General features: G+C 69.9%; 6 protein-coding genes. 5 read left to right on the top strand and 1 reads right to left on the bottom strand.

The window, feature by feature from the left end; translation table 11 throughout:
* Positions 1 to 403: 403 nt before the first annotated feature.
* Positions 404 to 1,021, bottom strand: coding sequence for a PAQR family membrane homeostasis protein TrhA (trhA, locus tag AVCA_RS23630; protein WP_012703605.1), 618 nt, complete (start codon positions 1,019 to 1,021; stop codon positions 404 to 406).
* A 285-nt stretch (positions 1,022 to 1,306) separates the two neighbouring features.
* Here trhA and AVCA_RS23625 point away from each other — a divergent pair, with 285 nt between their 5' ends.
* The 5 genes from AVCA_RS23625 (at position 1,307) to recD (ending at position 12,556) form a co-directional block, all read left to right on the top strand.
* Positions 1,307 to 1,630, top strand: a complete 324-nt coding sequence (locus AVCA_RS23625; RefSeq protein WP_012703604.1) for an Arc family DNA-binding protein — start codon at positions 1,307 to 1,309, stop codon at positions 1,628 to 1,630.
* Between the two features lie 187 nt (positions 1,631 to 1,817).
* Positions 1,818 to 3,158, top strand: a complete 1,341-nt coding sequence (gene nhaA, locus AVCA_RS23620) for a Na+/H+ antiporter NhaA (protein ID WP_012703603.1) — start codon at positions 1,818 to 1,820, stop codon at positions 3,156 to 3,158.
* A 106-nt stretch (positions 3,159 to 3,264) separates the two neighbouring features.
* On the top strand, positions 3,265 to 6,771 hold the full coding sequence (gene recC / locus AVCA_RS23615; RefSeq protein ID WP_012703602.1) for an exodeoxyribonuclease V subunit gamma: 3,507 nt from the start codon (positions 3,265 to 3,267) through the stop codon (positions 6,769 to 6,771).
* On the top strand, positions 6,768 to 10,448 hold the full coding sequence (gene recB / locus AVCA_RS23610; RefSeq protein WP_012703601.1) for an exodeoxyribonuclease V subunit beta: 3,681 nt from the start codon (positions 6,768 to 6,770) through the stop codon (positions 10,446 to 10,448). The genes recC and recB overlap by 4 nt, the downstream gene beginning before the upstream one ends.
* Positions 10,445 to 12,556: an exodeoxyribonuclease V subunit alpha gene (gene recD, locus AVCA_RS23605; RefSeq protein WP_012703600.1), complete on the top strand. Its 2,112-nt coding sequence runs from the start codon at positions 10,445 to 10,447 to the stop codon at positions 12,554 to 12,556. Before recB ends, recD begins: the two co-directional genes overlap by 4 nt.
* Positions 12,557 to 12,855 lie beyond the last annotated feature (299 nt).

The following is a 12,855-nucleotide window of genomic DNA, read 5'->3' as shown; positions in this document are numbered from 1 at the left end:
GAATTGTTCAAGCTGCCTCTCTCCGAACGGGATCGTCGGCGTGAGTGCGAGTGACCTCCCCGAGCCCCTGCTTGCCGCGATTGCGGCATTGTCGCCCAAGCCGCGCCGGGACAGGCTCTGGCCAGTGATTCTCTGGCTCTGTGCCATCCGTCCGTACAGCGCGGAGCAACTGGCGACCTTGTTGGGTCGGCAGGTGACGGCGCTCAAGACCAGCCATCTGAGAACGCAAGGGCTTGCTCCGCTATACCCATCCCGAGCAGGCCTACCTGGCCACGGAGGCCGGACGAGCCTGGCTGGCGGAGAGCGGCATTCGGCCATAGGCACGGTCCGCGATCCGCGAGAGGTGGCCATGTCCGTCCTGGCGGGTGCCCGGCTGGATCGTTATGCCGGATACGCCGCTCTTTCACACCACATAAAAGAAGATCGTCACGAAATGCAGCAGGCTGCCGGCCATGACGAACAGGTGCCAGATGCCGTGCCAGTGGCGGAAACGTTCGTCGAAGGCGAAGAAGACGATGCCCACGGTGTAGACGATCCCGCCCGCCAGCAGCCAGGCGAAGCCCGCGCTGCCCAGGCTGGCGAGCAGCGGCTTGACCGCCACCAGAATCAGCCAGCCCATCACCGCGTAGATCACCAGCGAGAGAATCCGCGCCTCGGACTGCTGCTTGAACTCCTGCAGCATGCCGAACAGCGCCAGGCCCCAGATGATCGCCAGCAGCGACCAGCCCCAGGCATCGGGCAGGGTCACCAGGCAGAAGGGCGTGTAGCTGCCGGCGATCAGCAGGTAGATGGAAAGGTGATCGAGCTTGCGCAGGATCGTCTTCGCCCGTCCGCGCAGGCTGTGGTAGATGGTCGAGATGATGTAGAGCGAGAGCAGGGTGACGCCGTAGATCGCACTGGCGACGATCTTCTGTGGCGTGCCGTCGAGGCTCGCCACCACCAGCAGCCAGATCATGCCGACCAGGGCCAGGATCGCACCGACCAGATGAGTCCAGGCGTTGAACCTTTCACCGTGATACATACCGTGCACCTCCATAGGCGATGCATTCAGCAATCGGTATTCGCTTGAGTTGGACATCGGTAACGGCCTTTATGCACAGGATAGTGCGACCACAAACCCTCGGCCTTGCCTGAGCGCCAGCCAGGCCGCATTGCACGTGCCCTGCCCCGGGACCCGGACCGTAGATCAGCCCGGCCGCATTTCCCGGCACAGGTTGCCATACTGAACGGAAAAGTCAGGAATGACGAGTCGCTGTGCAAGCAGCGGCCAATCCCCAAGTAGTCCGTATCTCCATCGAGGCCCCGCATGAGCCGAACAGACTCGCATTTCAATCTTCGTCTTCCGAAAGAGCTGAAAGTCAAACTCACGGCGGCTGCCAGAGAGAACGATCGATCAACCACGACCGAGGCCATCGCTCGGCTGGGGGAAACCTTCGCCCGCCAGGATATTGTCGAGGCCAAGGCCGCCCGGGACGCGTTGGTGGTCGAGTTGAGCAACGCGCTGCAGGCCGGACTTAGCGCCGCCGAAGATCTTGGCGAGGTGCGGAACGCCCTTCAGGAAGCGCAAAGGGTATCGGATGCGAAGTTGGCCTCGCTTCGTCCGACGAAAGAGAACGAGCCCAAGCAATGACCCCCACAGAGGCGGCGTCCTGGCAATGTCCTGGCAATTACAAGCCGTATCGGCAGCAATCCGCATCGCGTTGAGGTTCCGTCGGTTCAAGCCCAAAAGCGCTGCCTGAGCGCCTGTACCTTTCCTGCCAGGCGAAAGACTCCGGTAGACTCCCGACTGCCTGAGCCAACGCCCGAGGATTCGCCCCATGCCCGAAGCCCCGCAGGAAGGCTCCGATTTTGCCCGTCTGCCCCATGAGTCCGTGCACCGGCTGACCAAACCGCTGGCCTGGTTCCTACGCATCGAGGCCGTCGCTGCCGCCGTTCTGCTGTTCTTCACGATCGCTGCCGTGGGGCTTGCCAATTCGCCCTGGGCCGAGGCCTTTCTGGGCGTATGGGAAACCCCGCTGGGACTCCGGGTTGGCTCGCAGGAGTTTGTTCGCTCCATAAAAGACTGGATCAGTGACGGGCTGATGACGCTATTCTTCTTCCTCGTCGCCGTGGAGCTCAAGCGGGAACTGGTCCTGGGCGAGTTGCGTCATCCGCGCATGGCCGCCTTGTCGGTCTCGGCGGCTCTGGGGGGCATGGCGGTACCGGCGGCGCTGTACCTGCTCCTGCAGTCGGGGCAGGCCGGCGAGGCGGGCTGGGGCGCGGTCATGGCCACCGATACCGCCTTCGTGATCGGCTGCCTGGCGCTGTTGAGATCCCGCATCCCGCAAAGCCTGCGGATATTCATGCTATCGCTGGCGATCGTCGACGATATTGGCGCCATCCTGGTGGTCGCCATCGGCTATGGCCACCACCTGGCGTGGAGTGCGCTGGTTGCCGCGGCCGTGGGACTCGTGGTGGTCCGCCTGATGGCTCACGTCGGCATCCGCAGCATGCCGCTCTACATCCTGGCCGGCATTTCCATCTGGTTCGCCGTCGACCGCTCCGGAATCCATGCGACCATCACCGGTGTTGTTCTTGGGCTGATGACGCCCACGGGCCGATGGGTCAGCGACGAGCGGCTGTACCGCATTCTCGATCGGGTCGTCGCCCATCCGGCCGGCAATAATAATGAAGGGAGCGGGGCGACCCAAGACCGGCAGTCCTTGCGCCTGGCGGAAACCGCGGCGCGCGAAACCCTGGCGCCGGCCGAACGGATCCAGATCGCCCTGCATCCGTGGATCGCCTATTGTGTCATGCCGCTCTTCGCCTTCGCCAACGCCGGGGTGCCGCTCTCCATGGGCGATCTCGGCGATGCCGTCACCGTTGCGGTGTTCGTCAGCTTCGCCCTCGGCAAGCCCGTCGGCATCCTGGCCTTCACCTGGTTGGCGCTGCGTCTGGGCGCGGTGAAGCCCCCGGAACTCGACTGGAAGCTGCTGGTCGGTGGCGGCATCCTCGCCGGGATCGGCTTTACCATGGCGCTGTTCATCAGCAATCTGGCGTTCGACAAGAGCCTGATCAACCAGGCCAAACTGGGCATCTTCCTCGCCTCGCTCTTTTCCGCCGCCGCAGGCCTCACGCTCCTGTTCTGGGTGACTCGCCAGAAAAGTCGCGCCCTGTAAAGCGCCCGTGGACCCCGCTTCTCCTCGTCGGCAGTAGCCGGACGCGACACCCAGCGTCGCTTTCGGGTGGCACAATGGCGCCCTTCTTTGCGGGAGGGAGCAGGGCATGCAGGGTGACGAGGGACTGGGCGCCGGGCTGATGGTGGTGCACGGCAACCGCCTGGAAGCGTTGCGCGAACTGGCGGTGGAATGGATGCGGCGTCATCCCCTGGCGCCGCTGGAGGACGAGGTGGTGCTGGTGCAGAGCAACGGCATCGTCCAGTGGCTGAAGCTGGCGCTGGCCGGGCGGGACGGTTGCGGCATCGCCGCGGCGATCCGCGTCGAACTGCCGGCGCGCTTTCTCTGGCAGAGCTACCGCGCGGTGCTGGGGAGCGCCGGTATCCCCCGCGAATCGCCGCTGGACAAGGCGCCGCTGACCTGGCGGCTGATGCGCCTGCTGCCGAACCTGCTGGAAGGCGAGGCGTTCGCTCCGCTGCGCCGCTTCCTCGAAGACGACTCCGACCTGCGCAAGCGCCACCAACTGGCCGAGCGCCTGGCCGATCTGTTCGACCAGTACCAGGTCTACCGTGCCGACTGGCTGGCCGACTGGGCCGAGGGCCACGACCGGTTGCGCACCTCGCGCGACGGGGCGAGGCCGCTCGACGAGGCGGCGCGCTGGCAGCCGGCACTGTGGCGCGCCCTGCTGGCGGATGTCGGCCGGGACACGGTGGCCACCAGCCGCGCCGGCGTGCACCTGCGTTTCGTCGAACGCCTGCGCGGCCTCGATGCGCCGCCGCCCGGCCTGCCGCGGCGGGTCATGGTGTTCGGCATCTCCTCGCTGCCGGCGCAGGCTCTCGAGGCACTGGCCGCCCTGGCGCGCTTCAGCCAGGTGCTGCTCTGCGTGCACAACCCCTGCCGGTACCACTGGGGCGACATAGTTCCCGACCAGGACCTGCTGCGCCACCAGTACCGCCGCCAGCGGCGCAAGGACGGTATGGCGCCGGGGCTGTCCGCCGAGGACCTGCACCAGCACGCCCATCCGCTCCTGGCCGCCTGGGGCAAGCAGGGCCGCGACTACATCAACCTGCTGGACAGGTACGACGATCCCGAGCATTACCGCGAGCGCTTCGCCAGCCTCGGCGGGCGCATCGACCTGTTCGACGAGGAGGACGGTCCCAGGCCCGGACACCTGCTCGGCCAGTTGCAGGACGACATCCTCCACCTGCGCACCCTGGAGGAAACCCGCAAGGAGTGGCCGCTGGTCGATCCGAAGGCCGACCGCTCGCTGCGTTTCCACATCGCTCATAGCGCCCAGCGCGAGGTCGAGATCCTCCACGACCAACTGCTGGCGCGCTTCGCCGCCGACCCCGGCCTGCGCCCGCGCGAGGTGATCGTCATGGTCCCGGACGTCAACGCCTACGCGCCGCACATCCAGGCGGTGTTCGGCCAGTACGCCCGGGACGACGACCGCTACATCCCCTTCAGCCTCGCCGACCAGGGGCAGCGCGGCTGCGATCCGCTGCCGATCGCCGTCGAACAGCTACTGAAACTGCCGGAAGGCCGGCTGACCGTCAGCGAGGTGCTCGACCTGCTCGACGTGCCGGCGCTGCGCGCGCGCTTCGCCATCGAGGAGAGCGACCTGCCGACCCTGCGCCGCTGGATCGAGGGCGCCGGTATCCGCTGGGGCCTGGATGCCGAGCGCCGCGCCGGCCTCGGCCTGCCGGCGGGCCTGGAACAGAACACCTGGCGCTTCGGCCTGCGGCGCATGCTGCTCGGCTACGCGGTGGGCAGCGGCGCGCCCTGCGCCGGCATCGAACCCTTCGACGAGATTGGCGGTCTGGAGGCCGTGCTGATCGGTCCGCTGGTGCGCCTGCTCGAGGCTCTCGACGACCTGCACCGGCGCCTGGCCCGGCCCGTCGCGCCGGCCGAGTGGGGACGCATCCTGCAGGCCATGCTGGGCGATTTCTTCCTGGCCCGGAGCGAACGCGACGAAACCCTGCTCGGCCAGCTCGGCGAGGCGCTGGAGGAATGGCTGGAGCTGTGCGCCGGGGTCGACCTGGACGAGCCCCTGCCGCTCGGCGTGGTGCGCGAGGCCTGGCTCGGCCTGCTGGACCGGGGCCGCCTGAGCCAGCGCTTTCTCGCCGGCGCGGTGAACTTCTGCACCCTGATGCCGATGCGCGCCATCCCGTTCCGCGTGGTCTGCCTGCTCGGCATGAACGACGGCGACTACCCGCGCAGCCAGACGCCCCTGGACTTCGACCTGATGGCCGGCGACTACCGTCCGGGCGACCGCTCGCGCCGCGAGGACGACCGCTACCTGCTGCTCGAAGCCCTGCTCGCCGCCCGCGAGCAGCTCTACGTCAGTTGGGTGGGGCGCAGCGTCCGCGACAATTGCGAGCGGCCGGCGTCGGTGCTGGTCGGCCAGTTGCGCGACCATCTCGCCAGCGGCTGGCGCTTGCCGGAGGAATACCATGAGGCGAGCGATTCGGAGGCCGACAAAGCGAAAAGGCTGCTCGCGGCGCTGACCACCGAGCACCCGCTGCAGCCGTTCAGCCGCCGCTACTTCGAGGGCGACGACGCCCTGTTCAGCTACGCCCGCGAATGGGCCGCGCTGCACCGCCGGGACGCGCCGGCCGGCGCGGCGCGGGCGCTGCCGCCGTTCGAGCCGGACGGCGCGCTGGCCCTGGAGACCCTGCAGAACTTCCTGCGCGATCCGGTCAAGCATTTCTTCACCCAGCGCCTCAAGGTGCATCTGGACGAGAGCATGCAGGCGCAGCTCGACGAGGAACCCTTCGGTCTCGACGGTCTGCAACTGCACCAGTTGCGCCAGAGCCTGCTGGACGCCGCCAGCCTGGCCCTGGAAGACGATCCGGCGCGGGTCGAGGCGGCGCTGGAGGCCGCCGCCCTGCGCCTGCAGCGCAGCGGCCGGTTGCCGCTGGCCGGCTTCGGCGAGCGCCTGCGCGAGCAACTGCTGAAGCCGCTGCCGGAGCAGATGCGGCGTTACCAGAGCCTCTGCTCCCTGTGGTCGACGCGGCTGGAATCGCCCAAGCCGCTGTGGTTCGAACACGAGGGCGTCGAACTGGCCGGCTGGCTCGGCGGCCTGCGCGAGAACGCCGGCGGGGCGCTGGCGCGCATCGAGCTGCAGCCCGGCGAGCTCAAGCGCGGCAAGGACGACTGGAAATGGCACCGCCTGCTCAGGCCCTGGGTGGCGCATGTCGCCGCCGCGGCCTGCGGTGCGCCGCTGACCAGCCTGCTGGTCGGCCAGGATGCGAGCCTCGAGTTCGCGCCCATCGAGCAAGCACGGGCGCAGGCGATCCTCCGCCTGTGGCTGGAGGCCTGGCGCGCCGGGTTGGAGGCGCCGTTGCCGGTGGCGCTGAACACCGCCATCGCTTGGTTGAATTCCGGAGAAGAGGGCGACGAGGAGGGGGGCACGGCGGAAAAGGCCGCCCGCGAAGCCTACGAAGGCGGTTACAACCGTTCCGGCGAACTGGCCGGCAGCGCCAGCCTGGCGCGCCAGTATCCGACCTTCGACGATCTGATCGCCGATCGCGATTTCTACGAATGGAGCCGCGACCTGTACCAGTCGCTGCTGGACCATAAGCCCACGGAACTCATGGAGGAGGACCGCGCATGAGCCAGCCGCCGACCGCCGAGCGCCCGCTGGCGCTACGCTTCCCGCTGCACGGCAGCCGCCTGATCGAGGCCAGCGCCGGTACCGGCAAGACCTTCACCATCTCCGCCCTTTACCTGCGCCTGGTGCTCGGCCATGGCGGCGAGGCGGGCTTTTCCCGCGAGTTGCTGCCGCCGGAGATCCTCGTGGTGACCTTCACCGACGCCGCCACCCGCGAGCTGCGCGACCGCATCCGCGCGCGGCTGGTCGAGGCGGCCAAGGTGTTTCGCGAGGAGGCGCCGGGCGACGGTCTGCTGCGGCAGTTGCGCGCCGACTTTTCCGCCGAGCGCTGGCCGGCCTGCGCGCGCCGCCTGGACATCGCCGCGCAGTGGATGGACGAAGCGGCGGTGTCGACCATTCACGGCTGGTGCCAGCGCATGCTGCGCGAGCACGCCTTCGACAGCGGCAGCCTGTTCACCCAGACCCTGGAGACCGACCACGGCGAACTGCTCGCCGAGGTGGTGCGCGACTACTGGCGCCAGCACTGCTACCCGCTCTCCGCTGCGGCGCTGGGCTGGGTGATGGAGCACTGGGGGCATCCGGATGCGCTGCTCAAGGACAAGCTGGGCCCGCTGCTCGGCGAGGCGCAGCCGCTGCCGGCCGAGCCGCTCGGTGCGCTGCTGGAGCGGGCGCTGGCCGAGCAGGCCGGCGAACTGGCCCGGCTGAAGGAAGGCTGGAACGCCTGGGCCGACGAGCTGGAAGCGTTGCTCGATGCGGCGGTGCAGGCCAAACGGGTGGACGGACGCAAGATCCAGGCGCGCTACTACCGGCCCTGGTGCGAGAAGTTGCGCGCCTGGGCCGTTGGCGACGGGACGGACCTCGACCTCGGCAGCGGCTTCGCCCGCCTGACCCCCGAGGGCCTGGCCGAGGCCTGGAAGGGCGAGTCGCCGCGCCATCCGGCGTTGGAGGCCATGCGCGCGCTGCCGGCGCGCCTGAGGACGCTGTCCGGCCCCGACGAGCCGGCCCGGCGCCATGCCGCCGCCTGGGTAAGCCTGCGCTTCGAGCAGGAAAAGCGCCGGCGCGCCGAAATGGGTTTCGACGACATGCTGAGCCGCCTCGACGCCGCCCTGCGGGGCGACAACGGCGGGCGCCTGGCCGAGCTGATCCGTGGCCAGTTCCCGGTGGCGCTGATCGACGAGTTCCAGGACACCGACCCGCTGCAGTACCGCATCTTCGACCGCATCTACGCCATCGCGAGCAACCGCGCCGACTGCGGCCTGTTCCTGATCGGCGACCCCAAGCAGGCGATCTACGCCTTCCGCGGCGCCGATATCCATACCTACCTGCGCGCCCGCCAGGCCACCGAGGGCCGCCACTACAACCTGGAAACCAACTTCCGCTCCAGCCAGGCGCTGGTTTCCGCGGTCAATCGGGTATTCCGCCTGGCCGAGCGGCGCGAAGCCGGGCACGGCGCCTTCCTGTTCCGCGACGGCACGACCAACCCGCTGCCCTTTCTCGAAGTGGGCGCGCAGGGCCGCGAAGAGGTCTGGCAGATCGGGGGCAATGCGCAGCCGGCACTGAATCTCTGGCATCTGGAGGACGAGGCGCCGCTGCCCGGCGGCGCCTACCGCGCGCAGATGGCCGAACGCGCCGCCAGCGAGATCGTCCGCCTGCTGAACCTCGGCCAGCGGGGCGGGGCGGGCTTCGTCCGGGACGGGCGGCTGCAGCCGCTGCGCCCCAGCGATATCGCCATTCTGGTGCGCGACTTCAAGGAGGCCGAGGCGATCCGTGGCCAACTGGCCGCTCGCGGGGTACGCAGCGTCTACCTGTCGGACAAGGATTCGGTGTTCGCCAGCCCCGAGGCGCGCGACCTCCTGCTGTGGCTGCGCGCCTGCGCCGAACCGGACGTCGACCGCCCGCTGCGCGCCGCCCTGGCCAGCCGCAGCCTGGGCCTCGCGCTGGCCGAGCTGGAGGAACTGAACCGCGACGAGCGCATCTGGGAGAGGCGCGTCATGCAGTTCCGCGGCTACCGCCAGCGCTGGCAGCGCCAGGGCGTGCTGCCGATGCTGCACCAACTGCTGCACGACTTCGATCTGCCGCAGCGGCTGATGGCGCGCCCCGACGGCGAGCGCGCGCTGACCAACCTGCTGCATCTGGCCGAGCTGCTGCAGCGTGCCGCCGCCGGGCTGGACGGCGAGCAGGCGCTGATCCGCCATCTGTCCGAGCTGCTGGCCGGCGAGATCCAGGTCGCCGAGGAGCAGGTGCTGCGCCTGGAGAGCGACGCGGCGCTGGTGCGGGTGGTGACCATCCACAAATCCAAGGGTCTGGAGTATCCGCTGGTGTTCCTGCCGTTCGTCTGCGCCTTCCGCGCGGTGGAGGGCGGCAGGCCGCTGTGGGTGTACGACGGCGAGCGCCGCCGGCTGGTGCTGACGCCGGGCGAGGACGAGGTGGCGCGTGCCGACCGCGAGCGCCTGGGCGAGGAACTGCGCCTGCTCTACGTGGCTCTGACCCGCGCCCGCCACGCCTGCTGGCTGGGCGTCGCCGACCTCTGCGTCGGCAATGCCAGAAAATCGCGCCTGCACGACTCGGCGCTCGGCTATCTGCTCGGCGGCGCTGTGCCGCTGGAGCGCAGCGCCGCCCTGGCCGACTGGCTCGCGCCGCTGGACGTGGCGGGTGAGAGCGCGGTGCTGGAGGCGCCCGAAGCCAGCGGCGAGCGCTTCGTCGAGCAGGCCGTCGCCCGGAGCAAGCCGCAATGGCGCACCCCGGCGCGCAGCGCCGCCGAGCACTGGTGGATCGCCTCCTACAGCGCCCTGCGCATCGGCGCCGGCGAGGAAAGGCTGGCCGACAGCCAGATACCGGCCAGCCGCTTCGACGACGCCGCGCCGGACAGCCCGGCGGCACAGAAGGTCGCCGACGACGAGCGCGAGAGCGTCTTCGTGCCGCTGCGCGCGGGCGAAACGCCGACCCTGCATCGTTTTCCGCGCGGCCCCAATCCCGGCACCTTCCTCCACGGCCTGCTGGAAATGGCCGGCCGCGAGGGCTTCGCCGCGCTGGCCGCCGAGCCCGCGCGGCTGCGCGAGCTGATCGCCCGGCGCTGCCAGTTGCGTGGCATGACCGAGTGGATCGATCCGCTGGCCGACTGGCTGCTCGACCTGCTGACCAGGCCCCTGGCGCTCGGCGGGGACCGGTGCGTGGCGCTGGTCGGGCTCGGCCAGTACCAGCCCGAACTGGAGTTCTGGTTCGAGGCGCGCGCCGTCGACGTGCGCCGCATCGACGAACTGGTCCAGGAGCGGGTGCTGCCCGGCCTGTCGCGTCCGGCACTGGCGAAGGACCGGCTCAACGGCATGTTCAAGGGCTTCATCGACCTGGCGTTCGAGCACGGCGGGCGCTACTACCTGCTCGACTACAAGTCCAACTGGCTGGGCGAGGGCGATGCCGCCTACAGCGCCGAGGCGATGGCGGCGACCGCCGCCAGCCACCGCTACGACCTACAGTCGGTGCTCTACCTGCTGGCCCTGCACCGCCAGTTGCGGGCGCGCCTGCCCGGCTACGACTACGACGCGCACCTGGGCGGCGCGCTCTGCCTGTTCCTGCGCGGCAGCCGCGCGGCGGGGCAGGGCATCCATTGGGTGCGCCCGCCACGCGAGCTGATCGAGACGCTGGATGCGCTGTTCGAGGGCAAGAAGGAGGCCGAGGCATGAGCGAACAACTGCCCCTGGAATTGGAAAGCGCGGCGCCGTCGGCCGCCCTGCGCGATGCCGAGAGCCTGCTGGCGCTGCTCGACGCCTGGGTCGAGCGCGGCTGGCTGCGCGCCCTGGACCGCGCCCTGGCCGGCTTCTTCCGCGAGCTGGACGAGTCCTGCCCGCCGCTGGCGCTGCTCGCTTGCGCCCTGGCCAGCCACCAGCTCGGCCATGGCCACGTCTGCCTGGACCTGGCGGCGACCCTGGTCAGCCCGGACTTCGCCCTGTCGCTGCCGCCGGAAGGCGAGGATGCCGCGCGCGCCAGCCTCTTGCCCTCGGAGATTCTCGCCGGCGTCGTGCCGAGCCAGTGGCGAACGGCGCTGGCCGCCAGCCGCCTGGTGGCCGTCGACGGACTTGGCGAGGCAGCGCCCCTGGTGCTCGCCGGCGAACGCCTCTACCTGCGCCGCTACTGGAGCCACGAGCGCGCGGTGGCGGCGGCGATCGGCGCGCGCCTGCGGGATGCGCCGGCCTTGCCGGCCGATCTCGCCGTCCGCCTGGCCCGGCTCTTTCCCGAGCCGCCGGTGGTCGATGGCGAGCGCCGGACCGACTGGCAGAAACTCGCCTGCGCCCTGGCCGCGCGCGGCAGCTTCAGCCTGATCACCGGCGGTCCCGGCACCGGCAAGACCACCACCGTGGTACGCCTGCTGGCGCTGTTGCAGGGGCCGGCGCTGGAGGCCGGCCAGGCGCTGCGCATCCGCCTCGCCGCGCCGACCGGCAAGGCCGCCGCGCGGTTGACCGAGTCCATCGGCGCCCAGGTCGCCTCGCTGGCGGTGGACGACGCGCTGCGAAAGGCCATCCCCAGCGAGGTCACCACCCTGCACCGGCTGCTCGGCAGCCTGCCGGACAGCCGCCACTTCCGCCACCACGCCGGCAACCTTCTGCCGCTGGACGTGCTGGTGATCGACGAAGCCTCGATGATCGATCTGGAGATGATGGCCTGCCTGCTCGACGCCCTGCCGCGCCACGCCCGGCTGATCCTGCTCGGCGACAAGGACCAACTCGCCTCGGTGGAGGCCGGCGCCCTGCTCGGCGATCTGTGCCGCGACGCCGAAGGCGGTTTCTACGGCGCCGAGACCCGTGCCTGGCTGGAGGCGGTCGGCGGCGAACCGCTCGCCGATCCCGCCTTGCGCGAAGGCGACGGCGAACGCCGGCCACTGGCCCAGCGCACGGTGATGCTGCGCCACTCGCGGCGCTTCGGCGGCGGCTCGGGCATCGGCCGCCTGGCCCGCGCGGTCAACTGCCGCGATGCGGCGCAGGCGCGCTCCATCCTCGCCGAGAGCGGCCGCGATCTGCATGTGCTGCGCCTGCGCGGCGAAGCGGACCGGGCGTTCGAGCGCCTGGCACTCGACGGCCTGCCGGCGCGGGGCGAGTCCAGGCCGCAGGGTTACGCCCATTACCTCAAGCTGCTGCGCGAGTCGCGCCCGGCCGCCGATTGCCCGCCCGACCATGAAGACTGGAAAAACTGGGCGGCAGCGGTGCTCGAGGCCTTCGACGAATTCCAGTTGCTCTGCGCCGTGCGCAAGGGGCCCTGGGGCGTGGAAGGGCTCAACCCGCGGATCGCCGCGGCCCTGCATCGGCGCAGCCTGCTCGACGGCGACCAGGGCTGGTACGAAGGCCGTCCGGTGCTGATGACCCGCAACGACTACAGCCTGGGCCTGATGAACGGCGACATCGGCATCGCCCTGCGCCTGCCCGAACCGCCCGAGCAGCCCGGCGCGAAGCCGCAGACGGTGCTGCGCGTGGTCTTTCCGCGCAACGACGGCTCGGGCGGGCTGCGCTGGGTCCTGCCCAGCCGCCTGAGCGCGGTGGAGACGGTGTTCGCCATGACCGTGCACAAGTCCCAAGGCTCGGAATTCGCCCACACCGCGCTGATCCTGCCCGACACCCTCAACCCGGTGTTGACCAAGGAGCTGATCTACACCGGCATCACCCGCGCGCGGCACTGGTTCAGCCTGGTCGAGAGCCGCCCAGGGGTGTTCGACGAGGCGGTGAGGCGTCAGGTGGAGCGCAGGAGCGGGCTGGTGGAGGCGTTGGAAGGGCGGCCCTCTCCCCCGGCCCCTCTCCCGTGAACGGGAGAGGGGCGTCGTGTGGGACGATTCGGTGCGAGTGGGCACAGACCGGGTTTGGCACGGATAGCGCCTTTCCTGTGAACAGGAGGGAGGAGTCGTGCGGGACCGAGCCGGTGCGAATGGGCATAGACCGGGTTTGGCACGGATAGCGCCTTTCCCGTGAACGGGGGCGGAGAGTTGTGCGGGGCGATCCGGTACGAATGGGCGCAGGCCGGATTTGACACGAATAGCTCCTCTCCCGTGAACGAGAGGGATGATCCGGTATGAATGGGCACAGGCCGGATTCGGCACGAATAGCC

This window comes from Azotobacter vinelandii CA (assembly GCF_000380335.1).
In the GTDB taxonomy this organism is placed as follows: Bacteria; Pseudomonadota; Gammaproteobacteria; order Pseudomonadales; family Pseudomonadaceae; genus Azotobacter; species Azotobacter vinelandii.
This window is presented reverse-complemented; position numbering and strand designations above follow the sequence as displayed.

Excerpts from the sequence above, each read along its gene's own strand:
- trhA (WP_012703605.1), bottom strand. The coding sequence starts at position 1,021 with ATGTATCACGGTGAAAGGTTCAACGCCTGGACTCATCTGGTCGGTGCG.
- AVCA_RS23625 (WP_012703604.1), top strand. The coding sequence starts at position 1,307 with ATGAGCCGAACAGACTCGCATTTCAATCTTCGTCTTCCGAAAGAGCTG.
- nhaA (WP_012703603.1), top strand. The coding sequence starts at position 1,818 with ATGCCCGAAGCCCCGCAGGAAGGCTCCGATTTTGCCCGTCTGCCCCAT.
- recC (WP_012703602.1), top strand. The coding sequence starts at position 3,265 with ATGCAGGGTGACGAGGGACTGGGCGCCGGGCTGATGGTGGTGCACGGC.
- recB (WP_012703601.1), top strand. The coding sequence starts at position 6,768 with ATGAGCCAGCCGCCGACCGCCGAGCGCCCGCTGGCGCTACGCTTCCCG.
- recD (WP_012703600.1), top strand. The coding sequence starts at position 10,445 with ATGAGCGAACAACTGCCCCTGGAATTGGAAAGCGCGGCGCCGTCGGCC.